We start from the raw sequence: 17,035 nt of genomic DNA, 5'->3' as shown, positions 1-17,035 counted from the left end.
ATGGGGAAGACACGCTATGACTGGTTCGGCAAGGGCAGCGCCGGAGTCCTGTGCGGACTCGGCCTGGCTGTCGCCGTGTCCGGTCTGTTCGCTTGGCTGGGACCGGGCGGCCTATATGCACCGAATAAATTTCAATTGAACATGTGGCTGATGTCGCCGATTTGGTTGGGCGTGATAAGTTTCTGTTTTCTATTCCGTAGCGGCCTGCGCGCCTGGTTATGGCTGGGCGGCGCCAACGCTCTGGCCTTTGTCGGACTCTACGCCTGCCGTCATTTTCTTTCCTGAGGCGCCGCATGCGTACCGAAGTCATCCGTATCTATAAAACGGTTCACACCTGGGCCGGAATCCTGACCGGTCTCGTCCTGTTCATTGCCTTTTATGCCGGCGCCATCACTGTGTTCAAGGAACCGCTGGAACGCTGGATTGCTCCGCCCAATCACAGCATCCGTGCGCCCTTGACCCAAATGCATGAACTGATCACTCAAACCCTGTCCGCCCGCCCGGATGCCGGCAAGGAATTCACCCTGCATCTGGGCGATGAAGAGCATGTTCCGGCGCGGCTGACGTGGCAGAAAAAAACCGATGGCGATGTTTTCTGGTCTACGGCGATTGCTCAGGACGGTTCCTTGCAGATTGCCCGGATTCATCCTTCCGGGCTGGCCCGGTTCGTGGATATGATTCACCGTACCGGGGGCATTCCCGGTAACTCGGAGATCGGCGAACATTTTATGGGCGTGGTCGCTATGCTCTATGGCGTGGCCCTTATCTCCGGCCTGATCGTGCTGCTTCCCTCTCTGGCCAGAAATTTCCTGGCTTTGCGCCTTGGAACCAAGCTGAAGCGCATATGGCTTGATGCGCACAACCTGATCGGCGTTGCCAGTTTCCCGTTTCATTTGGTGATGGCATTGAGCGCCGTTGTTTTCGCTTTTCATGATCATCTTTATGATATTCAGGATGCGGTCGTTTACGCGGGAAAATTGAAGCCTATCATGAAAGCGGACAGCCCTTTCAGTGCAGTAAAACAAGACCCGCAGCCGGCGGCGATGCTGCCTCCCGACATGTTGTTGGCTCGGGTTAAAAGCTTATCCCCGGCGTTCGAACCTGTCATGATGCAATACCGCGACGCCGGCACCCGTGGAGCCAGTGTGCGAGTGTCCGGCAACGACCCGCGCTACATGCTGCGGGGCAAAGGTTTTCTGGTGATGAGTCCGGTCAGCGGAGAGATTCTGAACACGGATTACTTTCCCGGCCGACAGGATTTATGGAATGCGCCGGTCTCCGCCATATTCGCCCTGCATTTTGCGAGCTTCGGCGGCGACACGGTGCGCTGGTGTTATTTTTTTCTTGGCCTCGCCGGCGCATTCCTGTTCTATTCCGGCAACCGGCTATGGATCGAAACGCGCAGCCGGGACGGACGTGATAAGTCGGCGGTTCAGCGGCGTTCCACCCGCTTCATGGCTGCCTTAACCGTGGGGGTCTGTTTCGGCTGTATCAGCGGTATTTCGCTGACCATTGTGGCGGGAAAATGGTTGCATGGACATGTGGCTGATGTCGATGCTTGGCACAAGGGCATTTATTATGCCGTATTCCTCGGTAGTATCGCCTGGGCTTTCCTTCGGGACAGCCAAAAAGCCGCTGTCGAGCTGCTGTTTCTTGCGGCGGCAACTACGGCTGCGATTCCCTTGACCACTCTGCTGGCTTGGGTCTTGCCATCGCTGGGTATGTGGGTCAACGACAGTCCCGCCGCGATCGGCGTGGACGTGGTCGCCCTGGCGGGAGCGCTCGCTTTGCTCAGGATGATGCGCTACCGCGCACGAAATAACGTCGGCAACAGGTACCCTCTCCCTGTGGGAGAGGGTTGGGGTGAGGGGATATAAAATGATCAAAGCGCCCAGCCGATGGCTGGGCGCGGAAAGCGTATGAATCAATCCTCGGAATGGTTCATTTTGCTTTGCAGTTTTTGTTGCTGTTCGGCGGTCAACAGTTTGAAAATGGCGTTGTTTAGCCTGGATTTTTGCAATGCCATTTCTTTGTGGATGGCGGCAGCTTTGTCAAGCAGCGCCTGGACTTTGACATTGCTGTAGTCGTTGGAAAAACTCAGTTGATGAATTTCTTTGCCAATGCTTCCGGCATTTTCCATCTTGGCGTCGGCATCGATGAGATGGGATTTAACCAGCGCTTTGATTTCAGTTTGCTGTTTTTCGGTCAGGTCCATTCGATGTAAAAATCGCGGCAAGCGCTCCTCGCCATCCTCAGGTCTATGATGTTTGAAAAACGGCATGTCTTTGCAAGACGGTTCGTCATGCATGTGCGGGTTAGCCAGGGCCATTACGGGGAGTAAAGATAAAATCAACAGTAGTTTACGCATAAAAAAATCTCCGGTGCTTAATGAAAATAGAGGCGGAATACACTTGTTTCCGTCATGCTCAGTATCGCCCTAATACAGGTAAAGCACTGTTATTGAAATGTAAATTCAGGTAAAACCCATAGGCGCCTTGTGGCGGTTGTCCTGATGGAACGCTATGATGACGCCGACAATATAATTAAGGTGGCGGACGTGACGAAGATTTTGATAATTGACGATGATGTCGAACTGGCCGGGCTGTTTAAAGAATACCTGGAACAGGACGGCTTTACGGTCGAAGTGGCCCATCAGGGCGAGTCGGGGCTGCGTCTGGCTTTATCTGGCGACTACCAGTTGGCGATACTCGATATCATGCTGCCGGATATGAAAGGCACCGAGGTTTTAATCCGCATCCGGATGGAAAGCCGTATTCCGGTGCTGATGTTTACCGCCAAAGGCGATGATGTCGATCGTATTATCGGTTTGGAATCGGGCGCGGATGATTATGTGCCTAAACCTTGTACACCAAGGGAACTGGCAGCGCGTATCCGCGCAATTTTACGTCGAAGCCAGCCTGTAGGAACCGCCGCTGATAACGGGCCGATTATTGCAGGGCCTTTGAGAATCTGGAGCGAAAAACGCAAGGCCTCATGGTTCGGCCAGGATATGGAACTCACCAGTACCGAGTTTAATTTGCTGGAAACGCTGGCGATGAGCTTCGGTCGCATCGTCAGCAAAAATGAATTATCCGAAAAAGCGCTGGGACGGCCTCTGGCTCGTTTCGATAGAAGCATCGATGTGCATATGAGCAGCATCCGCCAGAAATTGGGCTGCCAGAATGACGGCCGATCTTATATTCAGACCGTGCGCGGGCATGGTTACCAATTGGTAAAAGAGTAAGGCTATGGGACGATTGTTCTGGAAGTTTTTTCTTACTTTTTGGCTGGCTTTACTGGTAGCCGGTATCGGCGTCGGCACGGCTGTCTGGTTGAGGCATAACGCTTGGCAAAGAGCCGAACCCGTCAAGTATTCGATTGATGTCAGGCACGCGTCAGCGTTTGTCGCTGTTGCTAAAACGGTGATCCGGCATGGCGGTGTCGCCGGTTTACGCAGTTTTCTTGAGTCGATGCGCGATGCTCCTTTTCCGCCGGTTTATGCGGTTGACGATCAAGACCGTGAACTTCTGCAACGCAACGTAGCGGCCGACGTTTTACAACAGGCTCGCACTCTGTTTTTGCAGGAGGTTTATCCTGAGGCGATTCGAATGGTGTCGGGAGAAGACGGGCATCATTATTTGTTGTTTGTGCCTTTGCCCGAACACGGTTTTGCTCCGCCGCCTCCAGACGGTCGTTCGCCACGTCCTGCCCGGCCACCGCGCATGCCGCCATCGCCGCGGTTGCCGATTTTGGCCGGTATTTTCGCCAGTCTGATGTTCAGTGCGGCGCTGGCCTGGTATTTTGCCAAACCGATTCGCAGTTTGCGTAATGCTTTTGCCGCGTTGGCCCAAGGTGATTTGGATACCCGGGTCGGCACATTGATGGGAAAACGTCGCGATGAATTATCCGATCTGGGCCGGGATTTCGATCATATGGCCGGACAAATTCATAGTCTGGTGCACGCCCAGCAACGCTTGTTGCATGATGTTTCCCATGAGTTACGTTCGCCGTTGGCGCGGATACAGGCCGCTATCGGGCTGGCCCAGCAGCAGCCGGAAAAACAGCAGGCGATGCTGGAACGCATCGAACGGGAGTCGCAACGGATCAACGATCTGGTTGGCGAATTACTGGTGCTGTCACGTCTGGAAGCCGGAGTTTCCGGTACCGAAAACCATGATTTAGACATCGGCGGGTTGTTGGACGATATCGTCGAAGATGCCCGTTTTGAAGCGGAGCGTCATGAGATTGTGATTCGCTACGACGGTATAGAGGAAACGTTGGTCAAAGGCCGAAGCGAATTGCTGCATCGCGCCATTGAAAACGTGCTGCGTAATGCGCTGCAACATTGCAAAAAAGGCGGTGAGGTATCGGTTGCCGCTCGTTTTGATGCCGGTAAGCGCCGCTTGCAGGTGACGGTTGATGACCAAGGGCCGGGTGTTGCCGAAAACGACTTGTCGGCGATTTTCGAACCGTTTTTCCGTAGCGGCGACCGCGGCAAAGCCAACAGCATCGGCCTGGGATTAGCCATTGCCTACCGCTCGATAGAGGCGCACGGCGGGCATATTCAGGCTTGTAACCGGCCGCAAGGCGGCTTGCGTATTGAAATAGAGATTCCGTTTGCCGAGTAAAACCCTTGCGCGACGATGTCGGGCAAGGGGATATCAGTTAAATTAAGCGGATGCCGAAAAACTACTGTGTTCCGTTGTCTGGTCCAGGCTGCCGTAAGATTGCAGCAACTGCATCATCTGCTTCATGAACTGGGCATCGCTGCTGGATGCTGACGTGGAACTACCGGATGAGCTTTTCGAGTCCTCATAAGCTTTCGCCTCGCTGCCATTCACCTTGCCGTCACCGTCAGTATCGGCTGCATCGAAATTACTGACTATATCACTCATTACCTTGGATCTATGGCTGTCTGTCGAGCCCAGCTCTTTTGACATTGAGGTCAGTTGATCTTTGGTAAAGCCCGGACCGCCTTGGCCGTCATTGCTTGGCGGCGGCATATTGCCTGTCAGCATTTGCATTAATTTTGCATCGGAGTCTGATGCGGAAGACGATGATGCATCGGTGGCGCTGGACGCGGCTTGAGATATCTCATAGGCCAGCGCCTCTATAGCGCTCACCGTGCCGTCGCCGTTGGTATCGGCCGGATCGCTGCTCTGACTGGATGTGGTGCTGCTTGTCGAACTCGCTCCTTGAGCGCCTTGGCCTCCACCTTGTGGTGGTGGGGGAGGCGGCGTACCGCCTTGCATGCGCGTTCTAGGGGACGGCCCATCCAGCTCGGCGGCTATTTTTTGTATAGTCGCCGACATTTCCTCTTTGGTAACCTTGCCGTCGCCGTCACCATCCAGCTTGGAAAACAGTGCATCCGCTACGCTGGAACTGCTTGAGCTAGTTGAACTGCCCGATTGCGATGCATTACTAAGCGCCGTCTCCAAATCGCTTTTTTCAATATAACCTTGTCCTTTGGTATCCAGCTTTGAAAATAAATCTTCGGCCATTTTCGATGGGTCGGGGCGCTGCGTGCCTCGCATTCCGCCGGACATCATCGCAGAACTGCTGCTGTTTATACTGCTAATACTCATGATTCTATCCTCATGTTGATTGTCATTGCCTGACGGCCTGTCGGTTGTCAGATATTATCGTTGTTATAAAGACGTCTAACTGACGCAATAGAACTACATAAGCCCTTGTGCAATATATCGGCCGGGATAGGGTTAAAAATAGGCGCGAGAAGGTAAAGTTAGGTTAAAAAATGTTAAGGATTTTCGAGTAATGTTAAATAAATGGCAGCGTTGAAAGACTATCTGGCGAAAACCGTAAAATTTGGCCGTCGATTGGCAAATTATTGCCGCTGTTGCCGCCGGTGGTAGACTGACGGAATGCGGGCCGCTAAATTCGGCCGGTTTACGGTTTAGTTATAAACTACTTTTAAAAGGAATCCCATATGAAAATATTATTGGCACTGATCGTTACCTTGTTGACCGGCTGCACCGGGATTCCTGAAGGGATTAAGGCTGTTGATGGTTTTGATATTAACCGTTATCTGGGCACCTGGTATGAAATTACCCGGCTCGATCATCGATTTGAAAGAGGGTTGGATAATATTTCTGCAACTTATACCTTGCGTGAAGATGGCGGCGTTGATGTGTTGAATAAAGGCTGGGATATAAAAGCCGGCGAATGGCACGAGGCGCAAGGCAAAGCCTATTTTGTCGAACAGCCAGACAAAGGCAGGCTGAAAGTATCTTTTTTCGGGCCCTTTTATGGCGGTTACAATATTATCGAGCTGGATAAAAAGGATTACGCTTATTCGATGATAACCGGGCCGGACCGCTCTTATTTCTGGATATTGTCCCGAACCAAGCAATTACCGGAGTCGACTTTGCAGGCATTGATCGATCGCGCCAAGGCCTTGGGCTTTACTACCGACAAGCTTATTTTTACCAAGCATGATTAGCTTTACTGGCTATGGGTTAAGGTCTTTCACGCTATAATCGTGTAACGTCAACCTTTGCCGAAACTGGATAATCTGTTTGTATGAATAAACCGGCAACACCTCGTAAACGGGCCAGTGTCAAACCGGAAACCGCTGTAAAACCTAAACCCCGAACCAGACGGAAAGCCTCTAAAAAAGACTTGCCTAAACCACCGCTCGGCAACTTTAAACACAGACTGTTAATGATCAGTCTTGAAGTGCTCGGCCTGGCGATAACTGCGGTTTCTGTCGTTATGATCTTGTTGGGTTATTCCGCCAGCTGGTTTTCCGGCACCCGTTTTTTTACCAGCTTGTTGCCGTTTGCAATCGGCGTATTGGCATTGATCGTTGCGGCGGCTGTGTTGCTGATAGGCTGGTGGAAACTGCGTAAATGGTTACAGGGCAGGGCGGCGATATTATCGCCGGTTTTGGCTGTCAGCTTTGCGCTGATTATCGGCTGGTTTGTGATGCAAAATCATTTTGCCCAAGCATTCGGACATTTTCGGATGCTGGTTGGCGGCAAGCAGGAGGCTAGCCGGGTTACGCTGGCTCATCAGGTTTATGCCGCCTACCGCCGTTATGATCCGTCGCAATTGCAACAGTTGGTTAACCGTGCAGAGGAATATAATCCGGCCATTGCCGAAGCCGCTAAGGTATTCGGCATTGATGCCAATCTTCTGCAAGGCATCGCCGCAACAGAATCCTCATTTTTGCCCAGAGACAGCCAGGACGGCGGTCATGGCCTGTTTCAAATTACCCAAGTGCCTAAAGCTGTCATGGAGCAGGCCGGTAAACAGCTGGCAGTTAGCAAACCTTCATTGCTCAACCCCCGGCATAATGCTTTTATCGCCGCCGCCACCTTTAAATACTATCTGACCGAGATGCGCGGCGACCTGTTCCTCGGCTTGCTGGCTTATAATATCGGCCCTGCCAATGGCGGTCTTCGCTTTATCATGCAGCAATACGGCGCGACGGACTTTGTCACCATACAGCCATATTTGCAGCAATTGCCCCGCGATTATCCGATTCGGGTTTTATCGCATGCACTTGCTTTCAGGTTATGGAAAATAGAAGGGAAGTTACCGGTTTATGAAGAAGGCGATAATGCGATGCGTATCCAGCGCATTGGCATACCTGGATTGCAAGCGGAGCTTTAGCGAGAAAAGACGGGGCTTTTGAGTACAAAATAAGGAGGCATAAAAAAACGCAACATACCAAAGGTAGATTGCGTTTTTATGTATATGGCGGAGAAGCAGTCCGCCCAACTGTTATTCAAGGAGATTCAATAACGCCTTAAATCACTGTTAAATAACAGCAGCTTATAAAAAGATTGTTCAACGAGATTCAATGAAATACACTATAAACCAGCGCCAAAGTTAGGGCGGGAGTTAGGGCGGGGATTAAGGCGGGTTCATGAGTAAAAGCAAAAATGGCTTGACAGTGAAAGCCGTCGAACACAAAAAAACACCCGGCTATTATGCTGACGGTGGTAATTTGTACTTACGGGTTTCCAAGACTTTTAAAAAGACATGGGCATTTATTTACAAGCGCGATGGCAAGCGCACAGAAATAGGCTTGGGATCAGTCGACGATATAACGCTTGCAGAGGCCAGAATCAAAAGGGACGGGGACGCGGCTAATGGTGTTCGTGGGCTTAATGAATTACTCAGGTCTGGCATTGATCCACTATTCGAAAAACAGCGCCAAACCAATGAGGACAAAGCACAGAGAGCCAAGTTTATGACCTTTAGCCAATGTGCCGATGCTTACATCAACGCTCATAGAGCCGGATGGAAAAACCCAAAACATATTCAACAATGGCAAAACACGCTTTCACAATACGCCTTCCCAGTGTTCGGAGATTTGGACGTTAAAGCCATTGATACCGGATTAATCACAAAATGCCTGGAACCGATTTGGCTAACCAAGAATGAAACAGCCGGCAGGGTGCGTGGGCGTATTGAATCTATTTTGGATTGGGCGACCGTTCACGAATACCGGGAAGGCGTAAACCCGGCACGATGGCGCGGTCATCTGGATAAGCTCCTAGCTAAACAATCAAAGGTACAAAAAACAGAGCATCATAAAGCGTTACCTTATATGGAAATTAACGCTTTCATTGGTCAGTTACACCGGCAGGACGGTATAGCCGCTAAATGCCTTGAGTTCACTATTTTGACAGCAGCAAGAACCGGGGAAACCATCGGCGCTACGTGGGATGAAATCGAACTTGATGCAAAAACCTGGACTATTCCAGCGGTTCGGATGAAAGCAGAACGGGAGCACCGTGTCCCATTAAGTGCTGATGCCCTAACCATCCTGAATGATATGGCAGCCGTTCGGATTAATGATTATGTTTTCCCCAGCACTAAAAAGGGCTTGAGCAATATGGCGATGTTGGCAGTTTTAAAGCGCATGGATCGGGCAGATATTACCGTCCATGGTTTCCGGTCTACGTTCCGTGACTGGGCGGCAGAGTCAACGGCATATCCCGGCGAAGTGGTGGAAATGGCGTTAGCACATGCCATTAAGAATCTAACCGAGGCGGCCTATAGGCGCGGTGACTTGCTGGAAAAGCGCAGCCGGTTAATGGAAGAATGGGCGCGGTACTGCAAAACATCAAGATTGAATGGTGATGTCGTGCCGATTAATAAAGCGGTTAAAGTTGCAGTACAATAATTATCAAATCTAACAGCGAGTACCCATCATGCAAACTCTACAGATCAGTGACCAAGCCGCAAATCATCTTAATGACATGGCGCAACAAGAACATATTACCAGTGCAGAGTTGATTGAAAGGCTCATTGAAAAACACCGAGACGAGCAGGCAAAACAACGCGAATTAAAGTCATTTTTCGCGCCTTATCAAAAGGACATGACCGGGTTTAAATTTGATCGAGAAGATGCCAATGCCCGGTGAATTTATTGATACCAATGTTGTTGTTTACAGCCTGAGTAAAGACCAACATAAACAACATAAAGCCCTGGCTTTACTGGCTAATAAGCCGGTTATGTCGGTACAGGTATTAAGCGAAACTGCAAATGTCATGAGGCGCAAGCTGGGCTTTGACATTGCCGCTATCCGTGCAGTTATCAATCGTATTAACCAAGAATGTAGCTTACTGCAACCGATTACCGTTACAACGCTTAACCTAGCGCTAGATATAGCCGAGCGTTACAGTTTTTCACATTACGACAGCTTAATTATTGCCGCTGCATTACAAGCAGGTTGCACAACACTTTATTCTGAGGATATGCAGCACGGCCAGATTATTGAAGAGCGAATTAGAATTATCAATCCGTTCTTGTAAACCGTTAAAAATCGCACAGCTGATACAACCAAATTTAACCGGATAGCCTTAGCGGGCAACAAGTAGGAGTCGTTACCCTACTTCCGGTTAATCCTTTCGTAACGATTACACTTTAACGAGGTGTTTATAATGACCCGAAAAGAGCTTGCATTTCATTACAAAAGCGGACTAAAACAGTCCGTTGGTTTTAATGACCGCCCCGCTATATTAGCAGTGCTCAACAATATTTTAAATGAGGCCATTGCTGTTCTTGAGCCGTGGATAAACAACGTAGAAAGACCGGGTTTATGTCACATGGAGCCAGGTTCTCGCACAATTCGTATTGAAAGTGCTACTAATGCACCATGGAATCTATGCGACCCAGATGACGCGTATCAGTTTAACTTGTGCGCGAATCTTCCAGATCCCATAAAACCAGCAGCATATCTTGCGAGATTATGCACAGGCGTGATTAAGCAGGGAGTGATTAAACCGAATAGCTTTACAATCGAACATATCATTGAGGCTTATCGATGCCTTGACGAAGCGGAAGGCATTAATCAAAAGATCGATGCTAATAAAAGCCGCACCAACAAATTTGCAAAAATAGAAAATGACTTAAAGGCATATTGGAAAAAGAATATACCAAGAACAAAACTGGCAACTGAGGCTGCTATCTTATTGGAAAAGACTTCAATTTATGAACTATCGCCAACCAAGCCAAAACGAAGCTCGCTAGAGAGGTATATTCGCAAGTGGCAAGCAGAGCCAGAATGAATAATCAGTTTACGGCGTAAACTCAGACTTTACGGCGCAAACTAAATTTATCTTTCAAATTCAATAACTTATAGTTTTATTTTGTTGCTGGGTCTTATAGGCTAGTTACACTTTATCAATGAAGTGTAACGGAGAACTTCCAAATGCAACAAGAACCCACCACACAAACCAGCGCAGCCGCGTTTAATCAAATCAACTTCAATTCATTACCTGAGACCGGCGGCTTCTGTAAGCTGTGGCAAATCGTCGGAGACAAGAAGAGGAATATTCCGGCAGTTTTGCCAATTTCAAGGTCAACTTTTTTAAGTCGTGTAAAAGACGGAACTTATCCCCAGCCAGTAAAGCTAGGCGCGAGGTCTGTAGCGTGGAGGGTTCAAGATATACGTGCATTATTGGCTGAAATCGGAGGCTAATCATGGATGAGATTAGCACCACCACGGCGGCGAACCGTGGCAGCACTATACAAATTCAGCAATCAAATTTTACAACAGCTTACCGTGGAATTAAAGCCGCAATAATCGAAGTTTGCACATGGTTATCATGGATGGGGTTCTCGCTATGATGAACAAACAGACCCATTTCAAATCAAAATACGCAGCGTATGGGAAAGTGCTTGCTGATCGTATGAAATGGAATAACCCGCCGATGTTTATATTCGTCTGTGTCGGCGGTGATGCATTCAGATCAGCTCAGAAGCATAACCAAGACCGTGATAACTCAGCAATGGTGTTAACGCCCGAACAAGACCCTAAGACGCTTATATGGCCGGTTGCTGGCTGCCCTGTCGTCATAGAGTGGGACGGGAGCGCAGCGATAGCGTTAATCATATCGTTAGTGAAATGCTTATTGAGTGCGGGAGCTATAGCCGTGACCATCTGGCCGACCTGGGAGGACTTCAACACTCCGCCTGGATATTACGACACATCCCAGCAGCCGATTAAATTTATCAATTGCCGTGAAATCATCCGAACTTATTACCCAAAGCAGGTACAAGCATGATGCCAGATGAAATTGATTATGAGGAAATTACACCGGACGACCAGCCGGCCTTGCCTGATACTGAAATAATCCAAAAGCTATCAACGCTTAACTCTATCGACTACGACCGCCAAAGGGAAGCACACGCGAAAACTTTAGGCGTAAGAGCGTCAACGCTGGACAAAGAAGTTAAAGCGATTAAGGGAGCTGAAAAGGAAGCTGGACGCTTGCCATTCGCCAATGTTGAAGTTCACCCCGAACCGATAAACCCAGCTCAACTACTTAACGAAGTATCAGGCGTTATCCGTCAATTTATCGTAATGGACGAGCATCAAGTCCAAGCGGCGGCGCTATGGGTAGCCCTGACATACTTCATTGATGTTGTGGACTATGCGCCCCTGGCTATCATCAACGCGCCGGAGAAGGCCTGCGGAAAAACTCAACTCTTAGATGTGATGGGAAGAATGAGCTATCGACCGCTACCCGCATCAAACGCTTCATCATCTGCATTGTTTAGAGCCGTAGAGCTCTGGAAGCCCACTATCTTGATTGACGAAGCCGACACCTTTTTCAGAGATAACCTAGAGCTACATGGCATGGTCAATGCCGGATATAAGAAAGGCGGCTATGTTCTGCGGAGCGAGGCAGTGGGTGATAGCTTTGAACCTCGTGTGTTTTCCGTCTATTCAGCAAAGGCGCTGGCAGGTATCAAGTTAGAAAAACATTTACCTGACGCCACCATGAGCCGAGGAATTATTTTTAACCTGAGACGCAAGCTACCCGGCGAAAGTGTTAGTCGGTTACGACACGCCGAACCCGGTTTATTCAGCGGCATTGCCTCAAAGCTGGCGAGGTTTGCACTGGATTATTCCGAACAGGTACAACAAGCCCGACCAGCGTTACCCGATGCCCTTTCAGATCGTGAGCAGGATAACTGGGAAGGACTGTTGGCAATTGCGTCATGTGCCGGTTCTGAGTGGCTGAATAAGGCAACAGCAGCAGCGTTAAAACTGTCGGCAAATTCCAATGACAAAACCGTCAGTGCTGGAAATGAATTGCTTAGTGATATTCAGAATATCTTTGAAACTAAGCGTATCGACAAAATAAGCACAACGGATTTAATAGAGGCCCTTTGTGACGATGAAGAAGCCCCTTGGGCAACTTACAACAGAGGAAAACCCATTGTACCAAGGCAGTTTAAAAAACAGCTTGAACCCTATCAAATTGAATCAAAAAAGATAACGGTAGGTTTTCGAGAAGTGCGTGGTTTTAGGATGGAGCAATTCACTGATGCTTTTATGCGTTATCTCACCCCTCCGGTTTTATCTGTCTATCCGTCGATAATACCAACAAACCCAACAACGGTAAGGCCTAGAGCATCGACAGATAACCCGACAGATAGACAGATAGATAATTATCCGTCTGGCCTACAACCCACGAACGGTGAGGGCTCCGACAGCAAGACAGATAAAACGACGTTTTTAGGGGTAGGGGTAAACGCACGAATTAATGACGATGTTATGTATTTTTAGAGGGGTTTTAAAATGAGTGCATTAACCAAGATCGAAAGGGCAGGATTTAGGGTTTTTTTGAATGGCGATAATTTAGGCATTACTCCGGCGAAGGACTTAACACTTCCACAACAAGAGTTCCTGAAATCACATAAGGCCGAAATCATAACGGAGCTTTCAACCTATCAGAAAATCATTAACTGGCTGGCTTTGATTGGGGAGACTGAACAGGGCGTTATTGATGAAACTATCGACCGCTGCAAAGCCGACCCGGAGACGCTCAGTTACTTTTTGCAACGCGCCGACGGTATAGCCAAGCCCCATTAATTTAAACGCCGTCTACGGGTGGCAAGGACAAAATAAAATGAAAGACAATATTATTAATTTTCCAGCTCATCAGGTTGATGTTATCTACAGTCCAGCGCTACAAAAAGTAATTGCTATGGTTGATGATTTAAGCGAAGAAGACACGGATTTATTGTTCAGCAATTTATGGGCTATGGGTTATGGTTCGACTTCTTAATTGGTGGTGAAAATATGAGTAATAAATACCCGGTTGAGGTCGATGGCGTAACGGGTGAGGTTAGCGACCTCCCCCCGGCCAATAGAACGCGATACCGGGCAAAGCTGGACACGCTGCAAGACGTAAGGCGCGAAATGGCAAAGCTGTATCGTGAGACGAGATCCGGCGTTCTTGATGTGCAGGACGCTACTAAAATGACTTGGATGCTGCAGGCGGTCGGTAAGGTGATCGAAGGCAGCGATTTAGAAAAACGTATTGAAATATTGGAAGGTAAAAAATGAGCAGCTTAGAGAAAAGACTAGTGAACCTTGAACGCGCCGCCGAAGATGCAGCACCGGTTATGCCGGGCTTAGTGCTGTTTTTCAATGGTGACGCGCCGACAGAAGCACAACAGCGAGAGATTGACCAAGCCGAAGCCAACGGGCAGCAGGTTATTATCTTTAACGTTGTTGATGCCAGTGAAAACGGGGGGATGAATGGCTAATTTAAAATTGAGACTCAAGGCGCTGGAGTCTGAAATACCCCAGAAGCCGTGGTTCACCATTGAGATTGAAGATATGCCGGACCCGGAACAATGGGAGCAAATTAACGCCGCACATGCAGACGGCCGGATGGTGTTTATATTTCAGAACAAAGGTAATACCTTAGGCGTGTTTATACCGGGAGCGGATACCGTGCAATGGAGTGATGCGATTAAATAGCGATTCGATACCATGTATTGCAGCCGGTTTAATTACCGGCTTTTTTGTGTCTGAAATTTATTGATAGTCGGCAGAAGTTGCCGGTGGTTTATTCAACGAGGTTCAACCCAAACCAGCGCCAAAGTTAGGGCGGGAGTTAGGGCGGGGAGACATAAAAAAACCGATTGCCTTTAAAAAACAATCGGTTATCTTGTATATATGGCGGAGAAGCAGGGATTCGAACCCTGGGAGGGGATCAACCCTCAACGGTTTTCAAGACCGCCGCTTTCGGCCGCTCAGCCACCTCTCCATACCCGGCGTATTATATAGGGTGTTACATTTATTGCAATCTTAATTTAAAGCGGATATGACGAATCTGAAGCTTGTGTAGTGACTCAGGGCTCATTGCATTGTATAAATATTGTTGTCTCAGTTCTTACTGTAATTAATATCAATAACTGTGTATCGAGTCTCTTTAAGTTCATTTTTAATAGCGACTTCATCATCAAACGTTTTTTTAAGCAGCGCTCTTGCCAGCGGCGAATCAAGGCTGATGTATTGTTTTTTAGGATTAAGCTCATCAGCTCCAACGATGCGGTAGGTTATTTCTTCGCCCGCTTCATTCTCCAAGGTCACCCAGGCACTGAAAAAAATCCTGTCCTGATCATCGGGTGGCTGGGATACGATATTAAGGGCGGGCAGGCGTTTTTGCAGATAATGGATGCGTCGGTCTATACCGCGTAATTCTTTTTTACGGTAGATGTACTCGGCATTTTCCGAGCGATCGCCCTCCGCGGCAGCCGCTGATAATGCCTGGGTGACCTCTTTGCGTTTGGTCCACAGATCCCTCAATTCAGTTTCCAGCGATTGATAGCCTTCCGGCGTGATGTAAGGGGATGACTTCGGTCCCGGCGGTCTCCAGCGCGACATGATTGATTTCCTGTAGATAATTATGATGGACTGAAATAATTTTCCAGACAAAACAGCTGCAACTCTTTATCATAGTCCGCTTTTAAATTACCAAAAAGGTTTTATCATGCAAGTAGCTGACAAGATGGCTGTCTCAATTCACTATACTTTGACTAATGATGACGGCGAAGTACTGGATAGTTCAAAAGGTGATGATGCCTTGGTTTACCTGCACGGGACCGGAAATATCATTCCCGGTCTGGAAACCGCATTGAATGGTAAAGCCGTTGGCGACAAATTTAATGTGCGCGTTGAGGCCAAAGATGCTTACGGCGAAAAGCACGATGAGATGATTCAGGTCATTCCACGCGCTATGTTTGAAGGCATAGATGAGCTTGAAGTCGGCATGATGTTCCATGCCGATGTCAGTTCCGGTCCCGGCGAAGTCACTATCGTTAAGATCGATGGCGATGATATTACCATTGACGGCAATCACTCGCTGGCAGGAATGGCCTTAACTTTTGATGTGGAAGTTGTGGACGTTAGACCGGCGACCAAAGAGGAAGCCGAGCATGGCCATATCCATGGCGCCGGTTGTCACCATTAGGCCATAGCCTAACCTACAAAAGCCTTTAGTAATTCAGCGGTATCAGCCATGCCTTTATGGAGGTGCCGCTCAATTTCTTCCATGGTTATTTCTCCTTCCGATTTTCCTGCGGCCCAATTGGCGACTACACTGATTGCAGCATAATCGATACCGAGTTCTTTGGCCAGCGCGGCCTCCGGCATGCCGGTCATGCCGACTAGGTCGCAGCCGTCTCTTTCCATACGCTGGATTTCTGCGGCGGTTTCCAGGCGCGGGCCTTGTGTGCAGCCATAGGTGCCTATCGGGCTGATTTTTATGTCGGCTTTAGCGGCGGCGCTAATTAAACGGGAGCGCAGTTTTTGACTGTACGGACAGGTAAAGTCTATGTGAGCGACTGTTTCATCGTCAAAAAAAGTATGCATACGGCCATAGCTGTAATCGATAATCTGATCCGGGATGGCGATATGCGCAGGTCCCATTTCGGGGGTAATACCGCCCACGGCGGCAACGGCAATGATCTGCTCAATGCCGAGTTGTTTAAGTGCCCAGATATTGGCCCGGTAGTTTATTTTATGCGGAGCGATGGTATGAGGGTTGCCGTGTCTGGCCAGGAATATAATCCGGCTGTTGTTCAGCTCCCCGGTAAGAAACTCGGCAGATGGAGAGCCGTAAGGTGTACTCAGCTGCTCGCGTTTGATAATGTTTAAATCGCTAAGTTGGGTTAGGCCGGTGCCGCCAATAATGGCTAATTGAATCATAATGTTTATTCCTTGCAGGCATAAATGCCCGGTGCGTTGCGTAAATAGCCTTTGTAGTCCATACCGTAGCCGAATAGGTAGCGGTTTTCTACTTTCAGTCCGATAAAATCGACAGTGACAGGTTTTTGATGGTCAAGAATTTTATCGACTAACACGGCACTGTAGACGTTTGTTGCGCCTTGTTCGCGGCAATATTGATAGAGGGCTTCAAGGGTGATGCCTTCGTCGAGAATATCGTCAACGATAAGAACGGTCCTGCCTTTCAGCGATGTTTCCGGTTTAACCAGCCATTTGATGCTGCCGCCCGAGGTCTGGTTTTGATAACGGCTGGCGTGGATGGAGTCAATGGTTAACGGGATGGTTAATCGAGTCAATAATTTGCCGAAAGTAACGATCGCGCCATTTATAACGCAGAGTAATAGCGGGTTGCTATCGGCGAGAGCGATGTTGATTTTTTGAGCCATGCTATCGATGGCTGCTTCAACTTCCTGTTCGCTGTGCAGCAAATCGGCCGTTGCCTGGACGTGTTTGATTTCTTCAAGCAT

The 17,035-nt window shown here is 48.9% G+C and carries 24 protein-coding genes and 1 tRNA gene; 19 read left to right on the top strand and 6 right to left on the bottom strand.

All coding sequences use genetic code 11. The annotated features are described in order from the left end of the window. Together V7051_RS19070 and V7051_RS19065 are read left to right on the top strand one after the other, a co-directional pair. Positions 1–285: a hypothetical protein gene (locus tag V7051_RS19070; protein ID WP_333877725.1), complete on the top strand. Its 285-nt coding sequence runs from the start codon at positions 1–3 to the stop codon at positions 283–285. A gap of 8 nt (positions 286–293) precedes the next feature. Further along, positions 294–1,877: a PepSY-associated TM helix domain-containing protein gene (locus V7051_RS19065; RefSeq protein ID WP_333877723.1), complete on the top strand. Its 1,584-nt coding sequence runs from the start codon at positions 294–296 to the stop codon at positions 1,875–1,877. 47 nt (positions 1,878–1,924) lie between these two features. Here the strand turns inward: V7051_RS19065 and V7051_RS19060 are convergent, their stop codons facing one another. Next, the gene (locus V7051_RS19060) at positions 1,925–2,368 is read right to left on the bottom strand and encodes a Spy/CpxP family protein refolding chaperone (RefSeq protein ID WP_333877722.1); all 444 of its coding nucleotides are present in this window, start codon (positions 2,366–2,368) and stop codon (positions 1,925–1,927) included. A gap of 144 nt (positions 2,369–2,512) precedes the next feature. On the opposite strand from V7051_RS19060, the gene V7051_RS19055 reads away from it, so the two are divergent. Further along, positions 2,513–3,244: a response regulator transcription factor gene (locus V7051_RS19055; RefSeq protein ID WP_333877720.1), complete on the top strand. Its 732-nt coding sequence runs from the start codon at positions 2,513–2,515 to the stop codon at positions 3,242–3,244. 4 nt (positions 3,245–3,248) lie between these two features. Further along, complete coding sequence (locus V7051_RS19050; protein WP_333877718.1) at positions 3,249–4,628, top strand: ATP-binding protein; 1,380 nt, start codon at positions 3,249–3,251, stop codon at positions 4,626–4,628. 42 nt (positions 4,629–4,670) lie between these two features. Here V7051_RS19050 and V7051_RS19045 read toward each other — a convergent pair whose 3' ends face one another. Next, positions 4,671–5,585 (bottom strand): EF-hand domain-containing protein, encoded by a 915-nt coding sequence (locus V7051_RS19045; RefSeq protein WP_333877716.1) that lies wholly within the window; start codon positions 5,583–5,585, stop codon positions 4,671–4,673. A 362-nt stretch (positions 5,586–5,947) separates the two neighbouring features. On the opposite strand from V7051_RS19045, the gene V7051_RS19040 reads away from it, so the two are divergent. The 14 genes from V7051_RS19040 to V7051_RS18975 all read left to right on the top strand — a co-directional run bounded on the left by V7051_RS19040 (position 5,948) and on the right by V7051_RS18975 (position 14,258). Further along, positions 5,948–6,460, top strand: a complete 513-nt coding sequence (locus V7051_RS19040) for a lipocalin family protein (RefSeq protein ID WP_333877715.1) — start codon at positions 5,948–5,950, stop codon at positions 6,458–6,460. An 80-nt stretch (positions 6,461–6,540) separates the two neighbouring features. Continuing rightward, positions 6,541–7,635, top strand: coding sequence for a transglycosylase SLT domain-containing protein (locus V7051_RS19035; RefSeq protein WP_333877713.1), 1,095 nt, complete (start codon positions 6,541–6,543; stop codon positions 7,633–7,635). A gap of 256 nt (positions 7,636–7,891) precedes the next feature. Further along, positions 7,892–9,157 (top strand): tyrosine-type recombinase/integrase, encoded by a 1,266-nt coding sequence (locus V7051_RS19030; RefSeq protein WP_333877712.1) that lies wholly within the window; start codon positions 7,892–7,894, stop codon positions 9,155–9,157. Positions 9,158–9,185: 28 nt separating this feature from the next. Beyond that, positions 9,186–9,398 (top strand): hypothetical protein, encoded by a 213-nt coding sequence (locus V7051_RS19025; RefSeq protein ID WP_333877710.1) that lies wholly within the window; start codon positions 9,186–9,188, stop codon positions 9,396–9,398. Beyond that, positions 9,388–9,789: a PIN domain-containing protein gene (locus V7051_RS19020; protein WP_333877708.1), complete on the top strand. Its 402-nt coding sequence runs from the start codon at positions 9,388–9,390 to the stop codon at positions 9,787–9,789. Before V7051_RS19025 ends, V7051_RS19020 begins: the two co-directional genes overlap by 11 nt. Before the next feature lie 129 nt (positions 9,790–9,918). Further along, complete coding sequence (locus V7051_RS19015) at positions 9,919–10,545, top strand: hypothetical protein (protein WP_333877707.1); 627 nt, start codon at positions 9,919–9,921, stop codon at positions 10,543–10,545. 143 nt (positions 10,546–10,688) lie between these two features. Further along, positions 10,689–10,958, top strand: a complete 270-nt coding sequence (locus V7051_RS19010; protein ID WP_333877705.1) for a helix-turn-helix transcriptional regulator — start codon at positions 10,689–10,691, stop codon at positions 10,956–10,958. A 145-nt stretch (positions 10,959–11,103) separates the two neighbouring features. Then, on the top strand, positions 11,104–11,544 hold the full coding sequence (locus V7051_RS19005) for a hypothetical protein (RefSeq protein WP_333877703.1): 441 nt from the start codon (positions 11,104–11,106) through the stop codon (positions 11,542–11,544). Next, on the top strand, positions 11,541–13,055 hold the full coding sequence (locus tag V7051_RS19000; RefSeq protein WP_333877701.1) for a DUF3631 domain-containing protein: 1,515 nt from the start codon (positions 11,541–11,543) through the stop codon (positions 13,053–13,055). The genes V7051_RS19005 and V7051_RS19000 overlap by 4 nt, the downstream gene beginning before the upstream one ends. 12 nt (positions 13,056–13,067) lie before the next feature. After that, on the top strand, positions 13,068–13,361 hold the full coding sequence (locus tag V7051_RS18995; RefSeq protein WP_333877699.1) for a hypothetical protein: 294 nt from the start codon (positions 13,068–13,070) through the stop codon (positions 13,359–13,361). Between the two features lie 37 nt (positions 13,362–13,398). Further along, positions 13,399–13,557: a hypothetical protein gene (locus tag V7051_RS18990; RefSeq protein ID WP_333877697.1), complete on the top strand. Its 159-nt coding sequence runs from the start codon at positions 13,399–13,401 to the stop codon at positions 13,555–13,557. A 14-nt stretch (positions 13,558–13,571) separates the two neighbouring features. Beyond that, a complete protein-coding gene (locus tag V7051_RS18985; RefSeq protein ID WP_333877695.1) occupies positions 13,572–13,838 on the top strand; it encodes a hypothetical protein in 267 nt (88 codons plus the stop codon). After that, complete coding sequence (locus V7051_RS18980) at positions 13,835–14,041, top strand: hypothetical protein (RefSeq protein WP_333877693.1); 207 nt, start codon at positions 13,835–13,837, stop codon at positions 14,039–14,041. Before V7051_RS18985 ends, V7051_RS18980 begins: the two co-directional genes overlap by 4 nt. Then, positions 14,034–14,258 (top strand): hypothetical protein, encoded by a 225-nt coding sequence (locus V7051_RS18975; RefSeq protein WP_333877691.1) that lies wholly within the window; start codon positions 14,034–14,036, stop codon positions 14,256–14,258. Before V7051_RS18980 ends, V7051_RS18975 begins: the two co-directional genes overlap by 8 nt. 199 nt (positions 14,259–14,457) lie before the next feature. Here the strand turns inward: V7051_RS18975 and V7051_RS18970 are convergent. Then, positions 14,458–14,547 (bottom strand) — tRNA-Ser (locus V7051_RS18970). Between the two features lie 119 nt (positions 14,548–14,666). Continuing rightward, complete coding sequence (gene greB / locus V7051_RS18965; RefSeq protein ID WP_333877690.1) at positions 14,667–15,167, bottom strand: transcription elongation factor GreB; 501 nt, start codon at positions 15,165–15,167, stop codon at positions 14,667–14,669. Between the two features lie 106 nt (positions 15,168–15,273). On the opposite strand from greB, the gene V7051_RS18960 reads away from it, so the two are divergent. Further along, positions 15,274–15,753, top strand: a complete 480-nt coding sequence (locus tag V7051_RS18960; protein WP_333877688.1) for an FKBP-type peptidyl-prolyl cis-trans isomerase — start codon at positions 15,274–15,276, stop codon at positions 15,751–15,753. 8 nt (positions 15,754–15,761) lie between these two features. On the opposite strand, the gene V7051_RS18955 is transcribed toward V7051_RS18960, so the two are convergent. Next, a complete protein-coding gene (locus V7051_RS18955) occupies positions 15,762–16,490 on the bottom strand; it encodes an S-methyl-5'-thioinosine phosphorylase (RefSeq protein WP_333877687.1) in 729 nt (242 codons plus the stop codon). 5 nt (positions 16,491–16,495) lie between these two features. After that, positions 16,496–17,035: a hypoxanthine-guanine phosphoribosyltransferase gene (locus tag V7051_RS18950; protein WP_333877685.1), complete on the bottom strand. Its 540-nt coding sequence runs from the start codon at positions 17,033–17,035 to the stop codon at positions 16,496–16,498.

This window comes from Methylobacter sp., from assembly GCF_036845245.1.
GTDB lineage: Bacteria > Pseudomonadota > Gammaproteobacteria > Methylococcales > Methylomonadaceae > Methylobacter_A.
This window is presented reverse-complemented; position numbering and strand designations above follow the sequence as displayed.